Genomic DNA, 22,964 nt, shown 5'->3' with positions numbered 1-22,964 from the left:
AGAAAAATAAATATTGAAACATTAATTTAATAGGAAAAATATTTTTACTGAAATTTACTTTCAATATAACTAAATTCTTTTACTTCTTCATATGCTTGTTAGTAAAGTGAAACTTCCTTTCATCCGAAGGGGATAATTTATAAGTATAGGAGGATTAATAAATGAAGGTTTTATTCGTTTGTTCTGGAGGGATGTCCAGTGCAATTGTTGTAAACGCTTTAAAAAAAGAGGCGGAGAAAAAAGGTGTAAACATGGAAGTCCATGCCATTGGAACAAGTGAGATAGAGGAAGAAGTAAAGAATGGCTGGGACGTTGTAATGGTTGCACCTCAAGTAAGACATAGATTTGACTCTGTTAAAAAATTCGCAGAAGAGGAATCTATCCCGTGCGGTATCATACCGCCACAAGCATACACGCCGCTTGGCGGACCGACTTTATTAAAAACTGTAAATGATTTAATTAGTTAGGGGGAAGCGTTATGAATAAATTTGTCACGTTTCTTGATAGAAACTTATCTGGACCGATGGCAAGGCTTTCTGAACAGAGGCATTTACAAGCAATCCGTGATGGAGTTATTTCAGCGTTACCATTTATTATTGTAGGAAGTTTCTTTTTAATCGTAGCATTTCCACCATTACCGAAAGATAGTTTCATATCTGTTTGGGCATTAAAAAATCAAACAAGTATATTAATACCATATCGTTTAACGATGTTTATTATGTCTTTATATATAGCATTTGGAATAGGGTATAATTTAGCGAAAAGTTATAAGCTAGATGCTTTATCAGGAGCACAGCTTGCAGTATGTTCATTACTATTAACATTAACGCCTGAATTAATTGATAAAAAAGGGTTTATGCTTCCGATGACAAATCTCGGAGGTCATGGATTATTCGTGACAATGATTGTTTCTATTTTATCAGTTGAGATTTTAAGATTTTGTAAGACGAAAAATGTAATGATTAAAATGCCAGAACAAGTACCGCCGTCTGTTTCACGTTCGTTTGAAGCACTTATACCTGCTGCATTCGTTATTATTTTAATGAGTTTAGTAACTGTCGTTTTTAGTATTGATTTACATCATGTAGTTGATAAATTAGCGGCACCGTTAGTAAAAGCTGGTGATAGTTACTTCGGTGTAATCATTCCAGTATTTTTAATTACATTTTTTTGGTCATTCGGAATTCATGGTGTGTCGGTTGTTGGAACTGTTGCCCGGCCATTATGGGAAGTATATTTAGGGAAAAATGGTGAAGCAGTTGCTAGTGGCGCAAATCAGTTACCATTCATTTCACCAGAACCATTATACCAATGGTTTATATGGATTGGTGGTTCTGGTGCGACGTTAGGACTTGTATTAGCTATGATTGTATTTGGTCGATCAAAATATTCGAAGGCATTATCAAGAACTTGTATTGTACCTGGTATTTTTAATATTAATGAACCTGTTATTTTTGGATTACCAATCGTACTAAACCCAATATTAATTATCCCATTTATCATTACACCACTAGTAACAGCAACTATTGCATACTCAGCAACTGCGATGGGGTTTGTTACACCAACACATATAATGCCTCCATGGACATTACCAGCTCCAATTGGTGCATATTTAGCAACAGGTGGGGATTGGAGAGCGATTGTACTCGTATTTATAAACATAACAATATCATTCCTTATTTATTTACCATTCTTTAAAATGTACGACAAAAACATGCTTGAAATTGAGAAAAATGGTGATGGGGAATCTGTTAATCCGTAAGTTTTATATTTTATTTTTGAGTGATAGGCATTTTGTCTATCACTTCTTTCACATGAAGTCCAGAGAGGGTGAAATGGAATGGGTATAAAATTTAGTTATAAAGGTGTATTTTTATTATTATTTGGAGTGGTATGTGCGAATTTACTTTTCGTACCTTTATTAAGAATGCTACATTTATCACAAATGCATAGTATATGGCTCGTTACAAGCATTGCGGCAAGTATTTTGCTTACAGTAGTTGTTTCTTTCATTGATGGATCGTTTGCATCGAAAGCTCAGTTGTTTTATAGATTTATATTATTTTCCATCGGTTGTACGTTTGTAACTTACATGATTGTTTATTAGTAAATAGGAGGTCATGCATGTTATGTATATTGCAGGGATAATGTCCGGTACTTCGTTAGACGGAATAGATGTAGCACTCGTTCATATAGAGGGGAGTGGTGTAGAGTCTAAGGTCAAACTCATCCATTTTACTACAGTTCCATTTTGTAATGATATGAAAAATGAGATCCAGCAGGCATTATCAATAGAAAATTCAAATGTACAACTCATATGCAGTTTAAATTTCAAACTCGGTTTATGCTTCACCAATGCTGTAAGGGAAGTTTGTAAAGAGGCCAATTTTCCTTTGGGACAATTAAATTTAATTGGTTCTCACGGACAAACGATTTATCATCAGCCAAAGCAAGATGGTAATATGATTCCTTCCACATTGCAAATTGGAGAACCAGCAGTTATAGCATATAAAACGAATACGACGGTTATTTCTAATTTTCGAACGATGGATATCGCAGCAGGGGGACAAGGTGCACCACTTGTACCATATTCAGAGATTATTTTGTATCGTCATCCAACTAAAAATAGACTATTACAAAATATTGGCGGGATCGGTAATGTTACCGTAATACCAAGTCACCTAAGTGATAAGAACGTTATAGCTTTTGATACTGGTCCAGGGAATATGGTAATTGATGAAATATGTCAAAGGCTATTTCAGTTATCATATGATCAAAATGGTGAGATTGCAAAACAGGGAGTAGTTGTAGATGAAATATTGACCTATTGTATGAACCATCCATTTTTGAAAATGAATCCACCGAAATCAACTGGTAGAGAACAGTTTGGAGAAGAATTTGTCAGTGAGTTGTTGAAGCGGTATGAAAAGCATAGTAAAGAAAATATAGTGACGACTGTCACGATGTTTACAGCAAGTTCAATTGTTTATCAGTATAAGGAGTTTATTCTGCCGTATTATGAAATCGATGAGGTGATTTTAGGCGGTGGTGGCAGTTATAATCGTACACTTGTTGAAATGATACGGTATGGATTGAAGGATGAAAAATGCGCCATATTCATTCAAGAAGATATAGGCTATTCTTCAGAGGCGAAAGAAGCAATCGCCTTTGCCATTTTAGCAAACGAAACGTATCATCGTAATCCGAGTAATGTGCCAAGTGCAACAGGTGCAAAGCAATCTGTAGTTTTAGGGAATATAACATTCCCTCCAATTCGAAGAGAATGAGGCGAACATATGAAATATATGATTGGAGTAGACGGCGGGGGAACAAAGACAGAAGCAATTGCATTTGATCAAGACGGAAGTGAACTTGAAAGGGCTACGAGTGGTTTTGGAAATATATTAATAGATTTTGAAGAAGCACTTTTTCATAGTATGGAAGCGATTGATCAATGCCAAAAAGGTTTATTAAATGGGCATTGCGTTTGTATTTGTTTAGGATTAGCGGGTGTAAGCGGAGCAAATACAAATGAATTAACATTACGTCTGAAAAAGAAGTACGGAACACAAATTGAAGTTTTTAATGACGCAATGATTGCTCATGCAGCTGCTTTAAAAGGAAAGGATGGAATTTTAACAATTGGCGGTACAGGTGCGATTTGTATAGGAAAGAAAGGGGAAGTGTACGAGTATAGTGGGGGATGGGGACATATTTTAGGAGATGAAGGAAGCGGATATTGGATTGCGTTACAAGGTTTAAAGAGAATGGCAAATCAATTTGATCAAGGAGTTACACTTTGCCCATTAAGCGTAAGAATTCAAGAAGAGTTTCAACTTTTGACATCGTCTCATATAAAAAGACTAGTATATAGTTTTTCAAAAGATAAAGTTGCAGCAATCGCACCATTCATTATTGAGGAAGCGAGAAATGGGAATGATGACGCACGTGAAATTATGGTGCAAGCGGCTACGGAATTAACGAGAATTACGGTGAATATTTACAATAAGATGCAGTTTGATTTATCAACTTCAATTGCAGTAAGTGGCAGTATATTACGTTTCGTTCCTGAAATATATGCTGAATTTAAGAAATGCTGCGAGAAAAGTATGGGAGAAGTTATATTTGTATCACCATCAGAACTAGCAGTGAAAGGAACCTATTACTTAATGAAGAATTTATATTTTAATAAATAGCTATATGAGAATTTTTGTATGATTTGTAAAAATATGATGTTAAAATGTATAAAGGGATGTAAAGTAAGAAAAGTACAATATACATGGTCATTGAATATTGTATAAGTACTCCCATGTAGAAAGTGAATGATTACATGATTAATAGTATGCAATTTTTGTATTTGGTGGCTTCTTATTTATTTGGAAACATATTGACCGCTTATATAGTGACGAAATGGAAACATAATGTTGATATTCGGCAGGAAGGAAGCGGTAATCCTGGCGCAAGAAATATGGGGCGGGTATATGGAAAAGGGTATTTCGTCGCTACATTTTTAGGTGATGCGATCAAAGGGGCAATCGTAGTTTCTATTGCAAAATACCTTTTTGGAGATTCTACATTTGTAATGTTAGCTTTACTGGCTGTTTTACTTGGACATATTTACCCAATTATATTTAAAGGCAAGGGCGGAAAAGGCATTTCAACATTTATTGGAGGATTAATTGCATTTGATTATTTGATAGCGCTTACCCTTGTTGCTGTTTTCATTATATTTTATTTAATCTTTAAAGGATTTACTAAGCCAGGACTAATTACAATCGCTTGTTTACCAGTTTGCATGATTTTGTATTCTTACTCTATTGTTACGACTATATTAAGTGCACTTATAATTGTACTTATTTTATATGTAAATCGAGAATGAAATGAACTTTTTATAAGTGGAGTTAATCTCCACTTATAATTTTTATTAAATACATAAAGGAGATACAACATGGGGTTAATTTATAAAGTTGCTGATCAAGCTTGGGAATTTGAAAGTATACATAAGTTGAATTATAAAACATTTGTAGAAGAAATTCCGCAACATGAAGAAACGCAAGAGCGTGTTCGTATAGATCGTTTCCATGAAGAAAATACATATTTAATTTGTTTAGATGACGATAAGTTAGTAGGTATGGTTACATTGCGAGGAAAACGACCATTCTCGTTAGATAATAAAATTCCAAATCTAGATTATTATTTGCAAGAACATGGAGAAAACGTATATGAAATTCGTTTACTTTCAGTAGAACGTGAATATAGAAATGGAAGAGCGTTGTTAGGTTTAATTCGCTTTTTACATCGTTATTTGCTTCTAAATGGATATGAATTGGCACTCATTTCTGCTACAACACGTGAACTACCTTTATATGAGCAAATGGGATTCAAATCTTTCCATACGTTAGTTGGTACAGAAGAAGCAGCCTTCCAGCCAATGTATGTTACGCCTGCTATGTTTGAAGCGTCGAGCGTTGGAGGGGTTATGACGAAAGAATATTCGTTTTTACCTGGTCCAGTAGATATTGAAGAAAATGTTCGAAAGGCATTTTCTACTAAGCCTATTTCGCATCGTTCTAAGTCATTTCAAATGACAATGGACAATGTGAAAAAACGGTTACTTCACATGACAAAAGCAAAGCATGTACAACTTATGTTAGGAACAGGGACGTTAGCAAATGATGCCATTGCTTTACAGTTACGTTCTTTAAAAGGGAAAGGACTAGTATTAACAAATGGGGAATTTGGTAATAGATTAGTTGGACATGCAGCACGCGCGCAATTACATTTTGATACGTATAAAAAAGAAATGGGAGAAGCATTTATTTATACAGAATTAGAACAAATAATGGAAACTGGCAATTATGAATGGCTTTGGTTTGTTCACCATGAAACATCAACCGGAATGTTAAATGATTTAGACGAACTAAATGTTTTTTGTGAAAAGTATAAAGTGAAACTATGTGTAGATTGCATTAGCTCAATTGGAGCAATACCGATAGATTTGAAAGGTGTATATTTTGCAAGCGGTGTAAGTGGAAAGGCAATTAAATCGTTTACTGGATTATCTTTCGTTTTTTATAATCACAATGTGAAAGTAAATGAGGCATTACCGGCCTATATGGACATTGGCATGTACGAAGAAAATGACAGTATTCCATATTCTCATTCATGGAATTTAATTTATGCACTGCAAGAAGCATTAAAGAGATTTGAAGATGCAAAAGCATTTGAAAAAATAAACGAGACGTATGCATATATTGAACAAACTATTACTAATATGGGTTTAAATCTTGTTTCACCTAAAGAACATGCTGCATCAGTTATACTTACCATTCAATTAAGCGAAGGTCTTTCTTCTAAAGCGGTAGGTGATATGTTAGCGCTACAAGGATATATCGTCCATTATGAATCAGCGTATTTACAAAAGAATAACTGGATCCAAATTGCATGCCTGAATCATTACAAAGAACGTGATATGAAGAGGATGTTGAATTGTTTGCATATATGTACAGTAAATAATAGCGTACATATATGAGGAATGATTTTTTAACAGGGTTGGTTGCGTATAAAGGAGTTATTGCCTACGAAAACTTAGGAATGAGACAAATAGTAAATCATAAATCATGAGAAGGGGGTATTAGTATGATAACTAAAAAACTACCATTACATATAGCAGACATTAAAAAAGCTCAAAACATTCTAGACAGAAATGCTCGTAAAACTCCATTAGTAAAGTCTTTTTATTTGACTAGTAAAACAGGTGGAGAAATTCACTTGAAATTAGAAAATATGCAATTAACGGGTTCTTTTAAATTTCGTGGTGCATTTAATAAAATGTCACAGTTGACAGATCAAGAAAAAGACCGAGGAGTAATTGCCTGTTCGGCAGGTAATCATGCACAAGGTATTGCTTTATCTGCTCATTTGCTTGGTATTAAGAGTAAAATTGTAATGCCAATTTCTGCGCCTTTAGCGAAAGTTGAGGCTACTAGAGGATATGGATCAGAAGTTGTTTTATACGGTGAAACTTTTGATGATGCGAAGGCAAAATGTGAGGAGATTATAAGAGAAACAGGTGAAACATATTTACATCCATATGATGATGTAGAGGTAATGGCTGGTCAAGGTACAATTGGTTTGGACATTCTTGATGATATGTGGGATGTTGATACTGTCATTGTACCAATTGGTGGAGGTGGCATTATTTCTGGTATTGCTGTTGCATTAAAATCTTTTAATCCATCCATTAATATAATTGGTGTCCAAGCAGAAAATGTTCATGGGATGAAGGCATCTTATGACAAAGGCACGATTGTAGAACATTATGAGGCACCTACTATAGCAGATGGTTGCGCAGTTAAAATACCAGGCGATTTAACTTTTGAAGTTGTAAACGAATTAGTAGATGATATCGTAACAGTGTCAGAAGGTGAATTAGAAGTAGCGATGAAAGACTTATTACAACGTGGAAAAGCTGTTGTAGAAGGTGCTGGTGCATTAGCTACTGCTGCTCTACTTGCAGGGAAAGTGGATCCATATATTAAAGGGAAAAAGGTAGTCGCGGTTATATCTGGTGGAAACGTAGACTTGCAGCGCATTTCCAGTGTTTGTGAGCAATTTTTTGTAGCCAATGAAGTGAAATAGTATTTAAAAAACATAAATTTTATGGAAGAAGAGCTAAGACAACTAATCTTAGCTCTTACTTTTTGTTTACCGTGTAGGGCATATTATAATATACATGCTTTATTTTCCGTATAGTGAATTATTATATTTTATCGTCTACTTTCATAGATAACTCAAATAATTATATCAATATTGTCGAAACGGAAACAGAAATTTATTATAATGGTTTTAACGTATGAATGAGCGGTTAGGAGGATAGACCATGAATAAGGAAGAACAGGTCATGAACGGTTTCAGGGAATTATATAATAAGATGGTTTGGCTTAATAAGGATAAAATGGAAGAAGGTCTTAAAGGTTTTAAGTCTTCTGAAGTACATTGTATTGAATACATTGAAAACAATGCCGATTCTAACGTGACACAACTTGCAGAGGCTTTTTATGTGACTCGCGGTGCAATAAGTAGAATGACTAAGAAGCTCATAAACAAAGGCCTTATCGAAAGTTACCAGAAATCAGAGAATAAAAAAGAAATCTATTTTAAGCTTACTGAACAAGGGAAAGAAATATATAAAATTCACGAAGAGTTGCACAATGAGTTTCAACAACGGGATAAAGCTGTATTTGAGCAAGTAACCGAGGCGGAATTCGACAGTATTATTAACTTCGTGGAAAAGTATAGTAGGCATTTGGATGCAGAAATAAAGAAACAAGGTATACATATTAAGTCGTAAATTTGCCTGTTAATGCGAGATATATTTAAATAATAAAAAGGTAGCCTATTCACGGTAAGGCTACCTTTTTATTATTTTATTTTTGTTGACTAATCAACAAAACAGAGTTATTATTTTTGTTGACAAAGCAATAAAATGTTCTGAGGGGAGAAATTAAATGTCTATTTTAAAATCAAAAAATGAAACTGAAAAAAACATAGATAAACATGCTTTAATATTCGGTCTTATTTCTGTATTTCTTTGTGGTATAGGTTTCAGTATCATTATGCCTGTAGTGCCATTCTTAGTGGAGTCTTATATAAGTAGTCCAGAAGAACAGGCTCTAGTTGTTACGCTACTGACCTCTGTTTATGCGGTCTGCGTGTTTTTCGCTGCTCCTGCACTCGGAGCTTTGAGCGATAAATATGGCCGTCGTCCATTACTTTTAATATGCCTTTTCGGTTCTGCAATCGGGTACTTAGTTTTTGGTATAGGAGGGGCTTTATGGGTACTATTTGCTGGACGTATAGTAGAAGGAATAACAGGCGGGAGCATCAGTACAATTTTTGCATATTTTGCAGATATCATTCCCTCAGAACAGAGAACGAAGTATTTTGGGTGGGTGAGTGCAGTGGTAGGTGCAGGAACCATTATCGGACCAACTCTTGGGGGATTACTTGCAAAGTTTGGTCATTCTGTACCTTTATATTTCGGAGCACTTATAACTTTATTAAATGTTTTATATGGGATGAAATATATGCCTGAGAGTCTTGACAAAAATAATAGGTTAAAAGAAATTACTTTTGTAAGGTTAAATCCTTTTGCACAGCTGGCAAACATACTTTCCATGAAAAACTTAAAATGGTTACTTGTCTCAGCGTTTTTACTTTGGATACCTAACGGATCTTTACAAGCAATTTTTACACAATTTACGATGGATACTTTTAGCTGGAAACCTGCACTAATCGGACTTATGTTTTCAATTATGGGCTTTCAAGATATCATTTCACAAGCTTTTATAATGCCAAAGCTTTTGATCAAGCTTAGTGATAAACAAATAGCTATGCTTGGAATGGTTTCGGAGATTATTGGCTACAGTTTTATTGCAGCATCTGCTTTATTTTCCTTATATCCTCTTCTAATCGTTGGGATGTTACTGTTTGGTTTTGGTGACTCAATTTTCGGGCCTTCATTCAATGGGATGCTTTCAAAGTCTGTCGATTCTAGTGAACAAGGAAGGATTCAAGGCGGTAGCCAATCTATTCAAGCTTTGGCAAGAATGATTGGTCCAATTATTGGAGGGCAAATCTATGTATCACTTGGTCATGCTGCACCTGCTTTTATGGGGATGATTCTTATAGTAGTTGCAATAGCAGTTTTGTATAAGGGGACGCATGTAACTGTATAAACTACATGCACTAATATGGTATTTCTTCATATAAGAATGTCACTACTGGAATCCTTCCTGAATGAATTGTATAACAGATAAATTTCAGAACAAATAATAAGGTGTCAGAACTTAGGAACAAGTACTGACACCTTATTTGTTTACGGTTGAGAGCTAAGAGAAATTAAGAATTTATTCTGTAATGCTCTCATGGTGAATGCTAAATAAAACTATCAATAATTATAGTTAGCTTTTTTGAAAGTAAAAAGCTAGGTAAATGAATGGACAGTATAATTATACTTGTGCTGAAGTAAATAATGACTCCATTTTTACTTTGCTCTTCTCTCGAATTTCAGCGTCCGCATGGCGCATTACAAACTTATGCGCTATAGCAATTGCTAAAACATCATCTAATAAGCCAATCCCAATAATAGCAGCTATATCTGGAATGAAGTCGATTGTTAATACGTAATAGGATAAAGCGGCTAAAATTATAAATTTCGCTTTAGTAGGTAACCCTTTTTTTCTCATTGTGTAGTATAAAATAATACTTTCATATACGCTAGATTTTCCGAGGCTTGCTGAGCTTTGTTTGAATTTTTTCCAAAGTGTCTGTTTCTCCATATAAACACTCCTTTTACTAAAACAGAGATTTTTTAAAAGGATAGACAAAAAAGTGAGGAAGTAATCAATTTTATTATTTATCTTATTGTATATTTCCATAAAAATAAGGAATTACCTGTTCAAAATAATAGAATGTTGGTTATGTCACGACTCACGGTGTTTTGTTACATAAGTATGTACAGTAAAATGTATGTGGATGATTTGTTTATTATTAAACATTAAATAATGGGTATGGGGGAAGAAAAATGAAGATAATAGAATTACCAATTGAATTTGAGTTTAATGGGGCAAAACAATATATTTATCCTAGCTTAATTATAATAAACAATGAATTAACTTTAGTAGATACAGGTTATTTAAACTTTTTACCTTTAATTGAAGACGCAATTTTAAAACAGGGGTATGAGATGAAAAACTTAAAAAATATAATTATTACTCATTATGATGACGATCATATAGGATCTTTATATGATTTCAAAGTGAAATATCCTTACATTAATATTATGGCTAGTGAAATAGAATCCAACTACATAAATGGTGAAATAAAATCGGAGAGACTAGTTCAAGCTGAAGACATGTTAGAACGTATGCCAATTGAAGAGAAAGAATTTGGTGAGTGGTTTATACAACACTTAAAAAATATAAGACATATTTCCGTCGATGAAAAAGTATATGATGGGCAAATGATTTTGAATGATGAATGTCAAATAGTAGCGACCCCAGGACATACTTCGGGGCATATTTCATTATATTTTCCAAATTTAAATTGTGTAATTACAGGGGATGCGGCCGTTCAAGATAATTGTGAATTAGAAATAGCTAATCCGGATTTTTGTTTAGATATAGAAAAAGCGGAAGAATCTTTAAAGAGAATTAAAAACCTTAAAGCTGCAAGTTATTATTGCTATCATGGAGGAAAACTCACTGTATGAATTAAAAAACCGACCTTTTCGATATAGGAAAGATCGGTTTTTTAATTCATAGATTCTGCAATTCTAATCAAATCATTAACACTGTATTTTCTTTTTATGTATAGTTTGTTACCAATGGCGATTTTATTTTGAAAACCGTCTTTTTTATATTATGTTTTAAAATGTGAAATTTAGTTCCCTTATGTACATATTGATCTAATTTATGTTGAACTGGTGAAACAGTGATTTTTAAAATCCCATGAATATCTTCATTGTAGTATTGGAGGTTTAAGTAATCGTTATAGATGTACCCTTGAAATTCGTGAATTTCGAATGGGAATTTTGTAGGTGTTAGTCTATGCCGCTTAATCCTCAATTCATATTCTTTTACAATAGTAGCTTCTTTCATAAGAGGGTTAGTTCCATCATAAATTTGATTAATTCGAGATATTTTAATATTCTTTGTTACTATTTCTAAAATACAACCAATAGTAAATTCATCACCAGTGTCTTTGAAATAGGAAATAAGAATTGTAGTATCTTCTTTTGGAGACGGTACTATTTTAATTTCATAAATATGTTTATCTGTAAGGAAAGTAGGCAATTCAATCCCTTCTGTTACATTTGACCGCATTAATTTTTTATCATTTTTGAGTAAAGCTTGTTTAAATTCACTTATCACATTTGTTTGAGACTTCGCCATAATAATTGAGTTCGATTGAAAATATAGTAAGAAAAATACGCAAAAACTCTTTATGAATGTAGTCGTCAATTTCATCACCCTGTAACTATATTTCCGTAAATTTGAAATATATATGTATAGGAGGGGAGAAGATGAGTTTATTGCTTGATATAATAATGGATATAATTTTATTTTATCCTCGAAATGATATGAAATTAAAACATCATATTGCAAAGTTAAGTGAATTCGAGTGGTTTCGAAAGCTACACGAAGATACAAAGTATACAAAATTAATTTGGAATAATAGAAAAATTAAAAAGTTCATTTTGTCTTCTATTAATATGGAAGCATTAATAAAATCCGAGAAAAAACAAAAAGAATTTATTCATTTAGTACACGATGAATATAAAAAAAGAAGATAAGAATTTTTTTATTTTTCATATTTGGCGAAACAAATGGTACAATGAAAGCTAATGTGAAAAATAAGGAAAAGAAGTGGTCTATTTGAAAAACTTTTTAGAATTAGGAATTAGTGAAACTTTTAATCATACATTACGTGAAAATGGAATTACAGAAGCAACACCAATTCAAGAGAAGGCAATTCCTGTTATTATGTCAGGTAAAGATATTATTGGGCAGGCGAAAACAGGAACGGGTAAAACGTTAGCATTCGTGTTACCGATTTTAGAAAAAATCGATCCAGAGTCTAGTGATGTTCAGGCTTTAATTGTGGCACCAACAAGGGAACTAGCACTGCAAATTACAACTGAAATTAAAAAAATGCTTGTTCAAAGAGAAGATATTAATGTACTAGCGATATATGGCGGACAAGATGTAGCACAACAATTGAGAAAATTAAAAGGTAATACACATATTGTTGTAGCGACACCAGGTCGATTATTAGATCATATACGACGTGAAACAATTGATTTAAGTAATCTTTCAACGATTGTACTAGATGAAGCGGATCAAATGCTTTATTTCGGTTTCTTATATGATATTGAAGATATTTTAGATGAGACACCTGATAGTAAACAAACGATGTTATTCTCAGCAACGATGCCAAAAGATATTAAGAAATTGGCGAAACGTTATATGGATGAGCCGCAAATGATTCAAGTACAAAGTGAAGAAGTAACGGTAAATACAATTGAGCAGCGTGTCATTGAGACGACAGATCGTGCAAAGCCAGATGCACTTCGTTTTGTTATGGATCGTGATCAGCCATTTTTAGCTGTTATTTTCTGTCGTACAAAGGTTAGAGCAAGTAAGCTTTATGATAATTTAAAAGGACTAGGTTATAATTGTGCTGAACTTCATGGTGATATACCTCAAGCGAAACGTGAAAGAGTCATGAAGAGTTTCCGCGAAGCTAAAATTCAGTACTTAATTGCGACTGATGTAGCAGCTCGTGGACTTGATGTAGATGGTGTAACGCACGTATTTAACTTTGACATTCCTGAAGATGTAGAAAGTTATATTCACCGCATTGGCCGAACAGGACGTGCAGGTGGATCAGGTATTGCAATTACGTTCGTTGCAGCGAAAGATGAAAAACATTTAGAAGAAATTGAAAAAACGCTTGGTGCACCACTGCAAAGAGAAATAATCGAACAACCGAAGATAAAACGTGTAGATGAAAATGGAAAACCGGTACCAAAGCCGGCTCCAAAGAAATCAGATCAATATCGTCAAAGAGATAGCCGTGAAGGTTCAAGAAGTGGTTCAAAAGGTGGCCCAAGAAATAGTTCGAGAAATGATAACAATCGATCATTTAATAAGCCAAGTAATAAGAAAAGTAGTACAAAACAAGGTCAGCAAAGACGTGGCCGTTAAATAGTTATTATTTAAAAAGAGTCGCAAAGTGTTGCGGCTCTTTTTTTGTTTGTAGACAACAAGGGTGATGCCGAGAAAAAGCAAAAATTTCATTCACCGTATTTAAAATGAATTTTATAGTCCAAAACCAGTAGAGCAAAGGTATTACTGCCATGTCGCAATTCAAGAACAAGTGCAACTTACGTATGAACAATATTTAATCGGAAAAAAAATCGAGAGAAAACAATTCGTACTAGCGCCCTGATGATGATACGGGTTATGAAAAAATCAATTGGTATAATGATACGAAAACATTTTTTGCTAACAAAGAATTGGACGATTTGGTGAAAGAAATTCGTAACACATTCAAACGGTACGGGAATGTTATGCTGCAGCAAAAAGAGAACGGAACTTATTATGTCTACTATTTCGGCAGAATACTTTGGTTGAAAGAAAAGGTAATGTAGCGAGCGAGTATTTTCATTACACATTCCGCAATTATCGAAATGGAAAAAGAGAAGTTTATGAAGGATTTAACTCGTATTGGGATACGATCGTTGGAAACTGGAAAACTAATTTGTTCGTTTTGCTCGATGGGGAACTTGAGAAGCACAACTGCCATCCTTATTGGGAAATTGCTTACTACGACGATGAAGGTAATGTAGTACGAAGTTACCTGAAGGGATTGTATGCGATATAAGAAAAAAGGACTAGCAGTCGTACCTGCCGTCCTTTAATAGGAGAAAAAGTATTCTTGTTTAGAACTACGCATAAACAGAAAATCTGCTTGTAATTAGCTTTACCTTAAATGTACGTGTCTATACAAAAAGGGATAAGTAAAAAATACTTATCCCCAGGAAGGGAAATCCCAAGCACCAAAATGGTTCGTATTGGTCTGCAGGTTCAAAAGTAGTATATGTAAAACGAAAAATCTCATACAAAAAGCAGACAACGATTTTGGTTGTCTGCCAGTGAGTTCAATGAGTTAGCTAATTGTAATAAATTGCATCCCCATTACGAGAAGAGTGAAGCTGCTAGTTCAAACAGCTTGTTGGTATTATTTTCGATTTCTTAAAAAATATACAGAGAAAGCAGATAAGTGAAGAACCTACCTGCTTCTGCTGTAACAAAAGAAAGAAGTATTAGCCGTGGACACGGCGGCTTGAAAATAGTATGTATTTTTATTTGAAAAATATTCAAGGGGTGAAGAAACATGGAATGTTTAATAAAAGGTGTTTGTGAAATTAATCAGCTAATTAGTAAAACAAAAGAGAAAAACAATGAGCAAATATAACAATAAAAAGGTAAATGTTCAAAAGAGCGATGAGTATAAGGTAAAACAAAATAGTTATATTAAAGCTTGATTTTCATAAGAGCACACATATAAGTATGCTCTTATGAACGCTTTAGATTTGTATGACTAGATAGTCACCATACAATAAAATATGCTTGTTTGATATAAATGTGTGTTAAATCTATAACATATATTTTGGGGTGTATAAGGAATATTAAATGTTAATTAGCAAAGCATATTGTTTTTATTAACGAATTTGTGCAACTGTTAAAGCGGCAGAACGAATATCTACTGTACCAATTACTTCAACCGGTACAATTTGAATTAAATCATCAGGGTTTAAGTTTATTAGAATGACACCGCTGGATACATCTACTTCACCAGTGCCAATGATATTAGAACGGACTGCGGTTCCAGATCCTGCAATAATATTAGTTGATGAGTTTAGTGTCAAGAAAAAGCGCGCTGCTTCCGGGGCTACTGGAACATTATCGAGGCTGATTGTTAATGTATAACTGACTTGATAAATACCAGCTACTTGAATTCTAATACCAGTTCCTGTACTGATTGTATCATTGATTACAGGTACAGTAATGTTTGGATTTGGGCCTGTACTAGGTAGTAGTAGTGGCGTGAATAGTGTTGCAAATTGAGGTGAAGTAGCATTAAAAGCAAAACCGAGAGCTGGTAGTGTACTGGGGGCTTGTGCTCCACAATTAAAGTTTGTGAGCTTACGACTAGATGAGCGCATATTCTCACTCACTCCTTTCTTTCATTTAGATTGCGTGAGTAATAACCTCACGTTTTGGACAAGCACAATACACTATATGAAAATTTCTAGTGAATAGTGCAGAGGTGTGCTGTTATGAATAAAACTAACTGCCTGTTGTACAAAGGAAACACTACGCTTACAGAAATAGTTTGTAACCTAAAGTTGAAAAAATAGTATGAACAGAGTTAAAAATGTTATTTAGAAATGAAAGAAAACATAATAAAAAAGAGCACGCATATAAGCATGCTCTTTGACAAGAAAGGTAGATTTTTATGAGTGGATTCCTCCATAGAATAATATATGCTTGTCCGGTTAATAGTTGAGAAAGGGAGAATGCATATAGAACGAATTGAAGCGAATAACAAAATAAAGATTTCATTTTGTAGCAAAGGGGAATAGATATGTGTATTTATTGGGAAACGCAGTTAAAGAGTTTTTTAAGTGGTAAGAACTGGAACGAAATGAAAGAGCAGCTAGCAAAAGCTAACTGCTCAATACAAGGAGATACAGGGAAAACTACTTTAAATGAAATTTGGCATACAGCCTACATACAGTATTGACCGAATATTTATTTTAAATCCAATTTATTTAAAGTAAACATCCCAACAGATAAAATGGCTGCACCTGCTGCAGAACCTAACCAGTCTCTCCAGCCTAATGAATTTAAAGGCGTATCTGTTAAATCCATAATTAAGAAGATAGCAAACATTAATACACCAAATGCTAAGCATCCCCAAAATGTTTGCAAATATTTAATCATCTTCTTTCGGAACTTGCTCATATAAATCACCCTTATTAATAATCTATATTTTTATAAATAAATTATCGCATGTGCAAAAATTAAAAGTATGAAATATGCAAAATTACATATTGGAACTTAACAAAATAATCCATTCATAAGTAAATAGATCGAACAGAGGGGAACCGTATCGTATGAATCAATTGTCATTTTTTGAAGTCATCGATGAAAAGGAGATGCGCAGACTTGTGGTAAAGGAGCTGAAAAAATACAAAGTATTGTGCGTCTGAATGAAGAATCAAGAAAAATAGGATCAAGCGGGGGCATCGTTCTTTTCCTAAAATAAAAGGTGACGATAAGAAACATGAGATACGTTTTAAACAAATTGAACGGAAGTTAAAAAATAAAAATTTATAAAGGAAATAGAAAGAAGGATGTTGTATATAAACAATAATAGGAAACTTTTTACTAACTAAACATATAATTAAAATAGACCGACAGTCGGTCTGGCGGGAAGGAGAACGTGAATGCGCATAGTTAAGGAATATGAGGAGCGTAGAAAGGAAATTTTAGAAACTGCTGAACGTTTATTTGTTACGAAAGGTTATACGAAAACAACAGTAAATGACATTTTAAAAGAGATAGGGATAGCAAAGGGGACATTTTATCACTATTTTAAGTCAAAAGAAGAAGTAATGGATGAGATCATTATGAGGATCATTAAAGATGATGTTGCTAAAGCGAAAGTAATTGTCTCTAATCCAAATATCCCGGTATTAGAAAAATTATTTCGAGTTTTAATGGAGCAATCGCCAAAATCAGGGGATGTTAAAGATAAAATGATTGAACAATTTCATCAACCAAATAATGCGGAAATGCATCAAAAAAGTATAGTGCAATCCATTATTCATTTATCTCCTGTTTTAGCAGAGATTTTAGAACAAGGAATCGATGAAGGCATATTTTCTACACCATACCCACAAGAAACGATTGAACTATTACTCTCTTCAGCACAAGTCATATTTGATGAAGGTTTATTCCAGTGGAAGCCGGAAGAAATGATCAGAAGAGCTAAAGCTTATATTAAAATGATGGAAGTATCTGTTGGAGCGAAAGAAGGATCCTTTAATTATATGGTTGAGGTTTTAATTAAACAGAAATCATGATTTCTGTTTAATTATTACAGACCGACAGTCGGTCTGAATTAAATGAAGGGTGTGATGAGGATGCCAGCAAGTATAAAATCTTCTATGAAAGATTTTCACTTAATGGTAAGTGGGCAAATTATTACTATTTTAGGTTCAACACTTTTACGTTTTGCTCTGTCTTTATATGTATTAGATATAACAGGGCGTGCTGATATATTCGCAGGACTATATGCGGTTACGAGTATTCCGTTTTTGCTAGCTCCTCTTGGCGGAGCGATAGCAGATCGTTTCAATCGCCGTAATTTAATGGTTATATTTGATTTTATAAACGCTGCGATTGTGTTAAGCTTTATAGTTTTGTTATTTACTGGATCTGTATCTATTCTATTGATCGGAACAATTATGTTTTTACTAGCGATCATTAGTGCAATGTACTCACCGGTAGTAATGGCGAGTATTCCGCAATTAGTTCCAGAGAAAAAGTTAGAACAAGCGAACGGTATCGTAAATGGTGTGCAAGCATTATCTAATATAGTCGCTCCTGTATTAGGAGGAATATTGTACGGCATAATTGGTTTGAAAATGCTCGTAATAATAAGTTGCTTCGCTTTCTTTTTATCTGCGATTTTGGAAATGTTTATTACAATACCTTTTATAAAAAGAACGCAAGAAAGCCATATAATACCGACAATTGTAAAGGATATGAAAGAAGGGTTTATATTCGTTTTAAAACAACCATTTATTTTGAAATCTATGCTTTTAGCCGCATTACTAAATTTAATATTAACACCGCTATTTGTTGTTTGTGCTCCAATTATTATACGAGTAACAATGGGAAGTAGCCACACGTTATACGGAATTGGAATGGGATTAATAGATTTTGCAACGATATTAGGTGCGTTATCTATAGGTTATTTTGCGAAAAAGCTTCAGATGAAAACATTGTATTATTGGATGCTTTTAATAGCATTATTAGTAATACCTATGGCACTATCCGTTACACCATTTATTCTTAATTTAGGACACTATCCATCATTTATCATCTTTATACTCTCTTCAATTCTAATTGCAATGATCATGACAATTGTATCCATCTATGTGATTACTGTAGTTCAAAAGAAAACACCAAATGAGCACTTAGGAAAAGTAATGGCAATTATAACAGCGGTATCCCAATGTATGGCACCGATTGGGCAAGTCATTTATGGTTTTATGTTTGAAGAATTCAGTATGAAAATTTATTTACCTATATTAGTTATTAGTTTCATAATGATATTAATAGCGGTTGTGATGAAGAAAATACTATTGAATGAAGGGAACTAGCTTTATATGATTAGGAGAATGTTAAAAAGAGATTTCTCTCAAAATAAAATGATAATTACCATTTTATTTATGTTTATCATGTTATCAAGTCTTTTAATGGCTAGTGCTTCAAGTAATGTTATAAATCTATTGAACTCAATGGATCAATTGGTTAAAATATCAAACGCACCGCATTTCGTACAAATGCATGCCGGAGAAGTAAATCAAAAGTCAATTGATTCCTTTGTAGAAAAAATTCCGTTTGTAAAAAAACAGCAAACGGCTGAGATGGTTCAAATAAATGGATCTAACATTTTTATAAAGAAGAAAAGTCAAGCGGAACATAATAGTGTAATGGACATAAGCTTAGTTAAACAAAATAGTAAGTTTGATTTTTTATTAAATTTAAATAATGAAGTGGTCGATGTTAGGAAAGGAGAAATAGGTGTACCAATTTATTATATGCAAAAATATAATTTGCGTATTGGAGATAAAATATGGGTTGATAAAAATAAGAATGAACTAGAATTTACTATTTCAGCATTTGTTCGTGATGTTCAAATGAATCCATCAATTATTAGTTCAAAACGATTCGTAATAAGCAATGAAGATTTCGAAAGAATAAAAAGGAATTTTGGAGAAAGCGAATATCTTATTGAATTCCAGCTAACAGATGTAAATAAAATAAATGAATTTGAAAATCTATACGAGTCATCGAACTTACCTCAAAAAGGTCCCTCTATTACGTATTCACTCTTTAAAACACTCAATTCATTAACAGATGGAATTATAGCTGCAGTGCTTATTATAATAAGTGCATTATTAATGTTAATCGCAAGTTTATGTATTAGATTTACGATTATGACTTCAATGGAAGAAGAATATCGGGAAATAGGTGTTATGAAAGCTATCGGTATTACAAGTAAAGATATTCAAAAACTATATGTAACAAAATATGTTGTTATTTCAGCTGGTGGATGTATATGTGGATATATACTTTCACTATTTGTTACAAAAATATTCACTTCGAATATCACACTTTATATGGGGGTGGCAGATAAAAGTATTTTACACAATGTTGTGCCATTAATAATTACAACATTGTTATTTTTAGTCGTTATCCTGTTCTGTCGCATCATTTTGCGGGATTTTAGGGGAATTACAGCAATAGACGCTTTACAATCAAGAGATAAACTAGGGAAAAGAAAGATTAGAAACTCTTTTTCACTCAATCAATCTAAATTTAAAAATGTAAATATATTTATTGGTATACAAGATGTTATAAAAAGATTTAAGTTATATCGCGTATTAAGTATCGTATTAATAATAGCTGTGTTTATGATTGTTGTACCTGTTAACTTTTTGTATACGATTCAGTCACCGAAGTTTGTTAATTATATGGGAACAGGAAAAAGTGATATTCGAATAGATTTACAGCAAACTGAAAATATAGAGAAACGATTTAAGGACGTTATATCATATTTACGAAATGATGATGAAGTAGAAAAATATGCAGCATTTGTAACGATTACATTTAAAATGGTGAATGCTGATGGCATACATGAAAATTTAAATCTAGAAGTAGGAGACTTCACTCAATTCCCATTAGACAATATTCAAGGTATGGCACCAAAAAATAAAAATGAAATTGCTCTTTCTTATATGAACGCAAATGAATTGAAAAAGAATGTAGGGGATAAAATCATTTTATTTGCAGAAGGAAAAGAGAACGTACTAACTATTAGTGGTATATATCAAGATGTAACGAATGGCGGGAAAACAGCTAAAGTGAGCTTCTCTTATAATAATGAAAATATATTATGGTATGTAGTAAATGTAGATATGAAGCCTACTGTGAATTTAAAAGAAAAAGTGAAGGAGTATAAACATAATTTTAGTTCTGTAAAAATAACAGATACGGATGATTATTTAACACAAACTTTAGGAGAGACAATTAAGACTCGTGACTCAAGTGGCTATTTTGATTGCTATATTCATATCAGTTTTAATCACTGCAATGTTTTTTAAAATGTTATTGGCAAAAGACTCTTCGCAAATATTAATTATGAAAAGTATAGGGTTTTCATACAAAGATATTCGTATACAGTATATAATACGTTCTATCGTCATTGTATTATTAGGCATTGTGACTGGGACATGTATAGCTGCTATGTTTGGTGAAATGTTAGTAAGTTGGTTAGGCTCATTTATGGGAGCAGCTCACATAAAGTTTGTCGTAAATCCTATCGTTTCTTATGTAATATGTCCAGCTATATTATTTATATCTGTGACTACAGCAACACTTTTCATTAGTTTTACTATAAAGCAAACAAACGATGTAAAGCCAAATGGGGAGTAGGGGTGTATAACTTGAAAAAAATTTTAGAAGTAAAGGAATTAAACAAAAAATATTCAATAGATGGAAATGCCAATTATCACGTGTTAAAAAATATAGATTTAGAGATTTATGAGGGAGAATTTGTATCGGTTATGGGACCTTCTGGTTCCGGAAAATCGACGTTACTTTATACTATTAGCGGAATGGATCAAATATCATCTGGAAGTGTGAAAGTTGATAGTAAAGAATTATCATGTATGAAAGAAGAAGCGTTAGCCAAATTGCGCCTTACTGAAATAGGATTTATTTTTCAGCAGAGCAACCTTCTGAGAAACTTGAATCTATTTGATAATATCATTTTGTCAGCATATTTAGCGAAATGTGAGAGTAAGAAAATAGTAAATAAACGTGCTCTGGAGCTAATGGGGATAAGTGATATAGCGTCGCATTATATAACCGAAGCATCTGGAGGGCAATTACAAAGGGTCTCTATATGTAGAGCGCTCATTAATAATCCAAATATTATTTTTGCTGATGAGCCAACGGGTGCTCTAAATTTAAAATCAACAGAAGAAGTAATGCAAATCTTATTAAATATTAATCGTGATGGAACTACAATTATGTTAGTAACTCATGATGTAAAGGTAGCAGCGAAAACAGAAAGAGTTCTTTTTATGGCAGACGGAGAAATTGTGAGTGAAGTACAGTTAGGCAAGCTTAGGAACGATGATTTAAAAGCGCGAGAAGAGAAGTTGTTAAAATGGTTGGCTGTACTTGGATTTTAAAGACAAAAACTCCTATTGAATATAGGAGTTTTTTCTTTGTTTGAAAGTTCAAAAAGATATATAATAATTTTCTGACTATTAAATTTGGAGGGGTACAAATGAAAAATGAAACGTTGCATACTCAAGAAGATATTATTGAAATGCTTGATTCATTATTAAGACCGGCAGAACTGTTTTGGAATGAATTTTATGCGAACAGAGAAAAAGATGTTCCGTTTTTTGAAAATATTCCAGATGAGAACCTAGTTTCCTATATACAAAAAGAATGGATCTCCAAAGGGAAAGTGTTGGAGCTTGGATGTGGTCCAGGAAGAAATGCAATTTATTTGGCGAATGAAGGATTTGAAGTAAAAGCAGTGGATTTATCTATAGAGGGCATTAATTGGGCGAAAGAAAGGGCGTTAGCAACAGGAATAGAAATCGATTTTATTTGTGATTCGATTTTTAATTTAGAGTGTCAAAATGATTTTGATTTTGTGTACGATTCGGGCTGTTTACATCATATTCCACCGCATAGAAGAATAAATTATGTGAATTTAATTAAAAACTCCTTGAAATCGGGTGGTTATTTTGGATTAACATGTTTTTCGGCAGGTGATTTAGATGAGCGAAATGGATCAGAAATAACAGATTGGGATGTATATAGAGGATGGAGTCTACAAGGTGGCCTTGCATATTCAGAAGAAAAATTAAGAGATATATTTGACGAGTTTGAAGTGATCGAAATTAGAAAGATGAAGCAAATTGACCAACCAAATACTATGTTTGGAGAATCATTTCTTTGGACAGCATTATTTAAGAAGAAATAAGAAAGTAGATAATTGACAAACTCATC

General features: G+C 33.2%; 22 protein-coding genes and 3 pseudogenes. 21 read left to right on the top strand and 4 right to left on the bottom strand.

Annotation, left to right across the window (positions count from 1 at the left end; genetic code table 11):
* The first annotated feature begins 161 nt into the window (after positions 1-161).
* The 10 genes from AC3WTA_RS03105 (at position 162) to AC3WTA_RS03060 (ending at position 9,740) form a co-directional block, all read left to right on the top strand.
* Entirely contained in the window at positions 162-467 is a 306-nt protein-coding gene (locus tag AC3WTA_RS03105; RefSeq protein ID WP_000865895.1) for a PTS sugar transporter subunit IIB, read from the top strand.
* A gap of 11 nt (positions 468-478) precedes the next feature.
* Positions 479-1,762: a PTS sugar transporter subunit IIC gene (locus AC3WTA_RS03100; protein WP_001032306.1), complete on the top strand. Its 1,284-nt coding sequence runs from the start codon at positions 479-481 to the stop codon at positions 1,760-1,762.
* Positions 1,763-1,840: 78 nt separating this feature from the next.
* On the top strand, positions 1,841-2,107 hold the full coding sequence (locus AC3WTA_RS03095) for a hypothetical protein (RefSeq protein WP_000511497.1): 267 nt from the start codon (positions 1,841-1,843) through the stop codon (positions 2,105-2,107).
* Positions 2,108-2,129: 22 nt separating this feature from the next.
* Positions 2,130-3,287 carry an anhydro-N-acetylmuramic acid kinase AnmK gene (anmK, locus tag AC3WTA_RS03090; RefSeq protein WP_000274958.1) on the top strand — a complete coding sequence of 386 codons (1,158 nt, stop codon included), beginning with the start codon at positions 2,130-2,132 and terminating at the stop codon, positions 3,285-3,287.
* Positions 3,288-3,296: 9 nt separating this feature from the next.
* Entirely contained in the window at positions 3,297-4,196 is a 900-nt protein-coding gene (locus AC3WTA_RS03085) for a BadF/BadG/BcrA/BcrD ATPase family protein (RefSeq protein ID WP_000876624.1), read from the top strand.
* A 134-nt stretch (positions 4,197-4,330) separates the two neighbouring features.
* Positions 4,331-4,879: a glycerol-3-phosphate 1-O-acyltransferase PlsY gene (gene plsY / locus AC3WTA_RS03080; RefSeq protein ID WP_000610848.1), complete on the top strand. Its 549-nt coding sequence runs from the start codon at positions 4,331-4,333 to the stop codon at positions 4,877-4,879.
* A gap of 69 nt (positions 4,880-4,948) precedes the next feature.
* Positions 4,949-6,532 carry an aminotransferase class V-fold PLP-dependent enzyme gene (locus AC3WTA_RS03075; protein WP_000523027.1) on the top strand — a complete coding sequence of 528 codons (1,584 nt, stop codon included), beginning with the start codon at positions 4,949-4,951 and terminating at the stop codon, positions 6,530-6,532.
* Between the two features lie 107 nt (positions 6,533-6,639).
* Positions 6,640-7,641: a bifunctional threonine ammonia-lyase/L-serine ammonia-lyase TdcB gene (gene tdcB / locus AC3WTA_RS03070; protein ID WP_000628895.1), complete on the top strand. Its 1,002-nt coding sequence runs from the start codon at positions 6,640-6,642 to the stop codon at positions 7,639-7,641.
* 241 nt (positions 7,642-7,882) lie between these two features.
* The gene (locus AC3WTA_RS03065) at positions 7,883-8,353 is read left to right on the top strand and encodes a MarR family transcriptional regulator (protein WP_001030911.1); all 471 of its coding nucleotides are present in this window, start codon (positions 7,883-7,885) and stop codon (positions 8,351-8,353) included.
* A gap of 157 nt (positions 8,354-8,510) precedes the next feature.
* Positions 8,511-9,740, top strand: coding sequence for an MFS transporter (locus AC3WTA_RS03060; protein ID WP_000025583.1), 1,230 nt, complete (start codon positions 8,511-8,513; stop codon positions 9,738-9,740).
* 273 nt (positions 9,741-10,013) lie between these two features.
* Here the strand turns inward: AC3WTA_RS03060 and AC3WTA_RS03055 are convergent, their stop codons facing one another.
* On the bottom strand, positions 10,014-10,343 hold the full coding sequence (locus AC3WTA_RS03055) for a YkvA family protein (RefSeq protein ID WP_000415093.1): 330 nt from the start codon (positions 10,341-10,343) through the stop codon (positions 10,014-10,016).
* A gap of 245 nt (positions 10,344-10,588) precedes the next feature.
* Between AC3WTA_RS03055 and AC3WTA_RS03050 the strand changes: the two genes are divergently transcribed.
* Positions 10,589-11,275 carry an MBL fold metallo-hydrolase gene (locus tag AC3WTA_RS03050; RefSeq protein WP_000691140.1) on the top strand — a complete coding sequence of 229 codons (687 nt, stop codon included), beginning with the start codon at positions 10,589-10,591 and terminating at the stop codon, positions 11,273-11,275.
* Positions 11,276-11,316: 41 nt separating this feature from the next.
* Here the strand turns inward: AC3WTA_RS03050 and AC3WTA_RS03045 are convergent.
* A pseudogene (locus AC3WTA_RS03045) lies at positions 11,317-12,026 on the bottom strand (hypothetical protein).
* Positions 12,027-12,088: 62 nt separating this feature from the next.
* Between AC3WTA_RS03045 and AC3WTA_RS03040 the strand changes: the two are divergent.
* From AC3WTA_RS03040 to AC3WTA_RS03025, 4 genes and pseudogenes are all read left to right on the top strand, one after another.
* Positions 12,089-12,358 carry a hypothetical protein gene (locus AC3WTA_RS03040; protein ID WP_000054886.1) on the top strand — a complete coding sequence of 90 codons (270 nt, stop codon included), beginning with the start codon at positions 12,089-12,091 and terminating at the stop codon, positions 12,356-12,358.
* A gap of 73 nt (positions 12,359-12,431) precedes the next feature.
* Positions 12,432-13,772 carry a DEAD/DEAH box helicase gene (locus AC3WTA_RS03035; protein WP_002096607.1) on the top strand — a complete coding sequence of 447 codons (1,341 nt, stop codon included), beginning with the start codon at positions 12,432-12,434 and terminating at the stop codon, positions 13,770-13,772.
* Positions 13,773-13,944: 172 nt separating this feature from the next.
* Positions 13,945-14,218 (top strand): annotated as a pseudogene (locus tag AC3WTA_RS03030) (hypothetical protein).
* Complete coding sequence (locus AC3WTA_RS03025) at positions 14,194-14,451, top strand: hypothetical protein (protein WP_176547014.1); 258 nt, start codon at positions 14,194-14,196, stop codon at positions 14,449-14,451. The pseudogene AC3WTA_RS03030 and the gene AC3WTA_RS03025 overlap by 25 nt, the downstream one beginning before the upstream one ends.
* An 841-nt stretch (positions 14,452-15,292) precedes the next feature.
* Here the strand turns inward: AC3WTA_RS03025 and exsF are convergent.
* Entirely contained in the window at positions 15,293-15,796 is a 504-nt protein-coding gene (gene exsF, locus AC3WTA_RS03020; RefSeq protein WP_492332812.1) for an exosporium protein ExsF, read from the bottom strand.
* Between the two features lie 422 nt (positions 15,797-16,218).
* Here exsF and AC3WTA_RS03015 point away from each other — a divergent pair, with 422 nt between their 5' ends.
* Positions 16,219-16,377: a hypothetical protein gene (locus AC3WTA_RS03015; RefSeq protein WP_492332811.1), complete on the top strand. Its 159-nt coding sequence runs from the start codon at positions 16,219-16,221 to the stop codon at positions 16,375-16,377.
* A gap of 8 nt (positions 16,378-16,385) precedes the next feature.
* Here AC3WTA_RS03015 and AC3WTA_RS03010 read toward each other — a convergent pair whose 3' ends face one another.
* Complete coding sequence (locus tag AC3WTA_RS03010; RefSeq protein ID WP_000033155.1) at positions 16,386-16,598, bottom strand: hypothetical protein; 213 nt, start codon at positions 16,596-16,598, stop codon at positions 16,386-16,388.
* A 485-nt stretch (positions 16,599-17,083) separates the two neighbouring features.
* On the opposite strand from AC3WTA_RS03010, the gene AC3WTA_RS03005 reads away from it, so the two are divergent.
* The 5 genes and pseudogenes from AC3WTA_RS03005 (at position 17,084) to AC3WTA_RS02985 (ending at position 22,938) form a co-directional block, all read left to right on the top strand.
* Positions 17,084-17,722, top strand: a complete 639-nt coding sequence (locus tag AC3WTA_RS03005; RefSeq protein ID WP_098655169.1) for a TetR/AcrR family transcriptional regulator — start codon at positions 17,084-17,086, stop codon at positions 17,720-17,722.
* A gap of 42 nt (positions 17,723-17,764) precedes the next feature.
* Complete coding sequence (locus AC3WTA_RS03000) at positions 17,765-19,027, top strand: MFS transporter (protein ID WP_492332810.1); 1,263 nt, start codon at positions 17,765-17,767, stop codon at positions 19,025-19,027.
* Positions 19,028-19,033: 6 nt separating this feature from the next.
* Positions 19,034-21,365: pseudogene (locus tag AC3WTA_RS02995) on the top strand (ABC transporter permease).
* 11 nt (positions 21,366-21,376) lie between these two features.
* On the top strand, positions 21,377-22,129 hold the full coding sequence (locus tag AC3WTA_RS02990) for an ABC transporter ATP-binding protein (protein ID WP_070168821.1): 753 nt from the start codon (positions 21,377-21,379) through the stop codon (positions 22,127-22,129).
* 98 nt (positions 22,130-22,227) lie between these two features.
* Complete coding sequence (locus tag AC3WTA_RS02985) at positions 22,228-22,938, top strand: class I SAM-dependent methyltransferase (protein WP_070168822.1); 711 nt, start codon at positions 22,228-22,230, stop codon at positions 22,936-22,938.
* Positions 22,939-22,964: the final 26 nt, after the last annotated feature.

The sequence above is a fragment of the Bacillus sp. EB106-07-01-XG149 genome (assembly GCF_058791555.1).
This window is presented reverse-complemented; position numbering and strand designations above follow the sequence as displayed.

Excerpts from the sequence above, each read along its gene's own strand:
- AC3WTA_RS03060 (WP_000025583.1), top strand. The coding sequence starts at position 8,511 with ATGTCTATTTTAAAATCAAAAAATGAAACTGAAAAAAACATAGATAAA.
- AC3WTA_RS03005 (WP_098655169.1), top strand. The coding sequence starts at position 17,084 with ATGCGCATAGTTAAGGAATATGAGGAGCGTAGAAAGGAAATTTTAGAA.
- AC3WTA_RS03105 (WP_000865895.1), top strand. The coding sequence starts at position 162 with ATGAAGGTTTTATTCGTTTGTTCTGGAGGGATGTCCAGTGCAATTGTT.
- AC3WTA_RS02985 (WP_070168822.1), top strand. The coding sequence starts at position 22,228 with ATGAAAAATGAAACGTTGCATACTCAAGAAGATATTATTGAAATGCTT.
- AC3WTA_RS03100 (WP_001032306.1), top strand. The coding sequence starts at position 479 with ATGAATAAATTTGTCACGTTTCTTGATAGAAACTTATCTGGACCGATG.
- anmK (WP_000274958.1), top strand. The coding sequence starts at position 2,130 with ATGTATATTGCAGGGATAATGTCCGGTACTTCGTTAGACGGAATAGAT.
- AC3WTA_RS03000 (WP_492332810.1), top strand. The coding sequence starts at position 17,765 with ATGAAGGGTGTGATGAGGATGCCAGCAAGTATAAAATCTTCTATGAAA.
- tdcB (WP_000628895.1), top strand. The coding sequence starts at position 6,640 with ATGATAACTAAAAAACTACCATTACATATAGCAGACATTAAAAAAGCT.
- AC3WTA_RS03055 (WP_000415093.1), bottom strand. The coding sequence starts at position 10,343 with ATGGAGAAACAGACACTTTGGAAAAAATTCAAACAAAGCTCAGCAAGC.
- plsY (WP_000610848.1), top strand. The coding sequence starts at position 4,331 with ATGATTAATAGTATGCAATTTTTGTATTTGGTGGCTTCTTATTTATTT.
- AC3WTA_RS03075 (WP_000523027.1), top strand. The coding sequence starts at position 4,949 with ATGGGGTTAATTTATAAAGTTGCTGATCAAGCTTGGGAATTTGAAAGT.
- AC3WTA_RS03050 (WP_000691140.1), top strand. The coding sequence starts at position 10,589 with ATGAAGATAATAGAATTACCAATTGAATTTGAGTTTAATGGGGCAAAA.
- AC3WTA_RS03085 (WP_000876624.1), top strand. The coding sequence starts at position 3,297 with ATGAAATATATGATTGGAGTAGACGGCGGGGGAACAAAGACAGAAGCA.
- AC3WTA_RS03015 (WP_492332811.1), top strand. The coding sequence starts at position 16,219 with ATGTGTATTTATTGGGAAACGCAGTTAAAGAGTTTTTTAAGTGGTAAG.
- AC3WTA_RS03065 (WP_001030911.1), top strand. The coding sequence starts at position 7,883 with ATGAATAAGGAAGAACAGGTCATGAACGGTTTCAGGGAATTATATAAT.
- AC3WTA_RS03095 (WP_000511497.1), top strand. The coding sequence starts at position 1,841 with ATGGGTATAAAATTTAGTTATAAAGGTGTATTTTTATTATTATTTGGA.
- AC3WTA_RS03010 (WP_000033155.1), bottom strand. The coding sequence starts at position 16,598 with ATGAGCAAGTTCCGAAAGAAGATGATTAAATATTTGCAAACATTTTGG.
- exsF (WP_492332812.1), bottom strand. The coding sequence starts at position 15,796 with ATGCGCTCATCTAGTCGTAAGCTCACAAACTTTAATTGTGGAGCACAA.
- AC3WTA_RS03040 (WP_000054886.1), top strand. The coding sequence starts at position 12,089 with ATGAGTTTATTGCTTGATATAATAATGGATATAATTTTATTTTATCCT.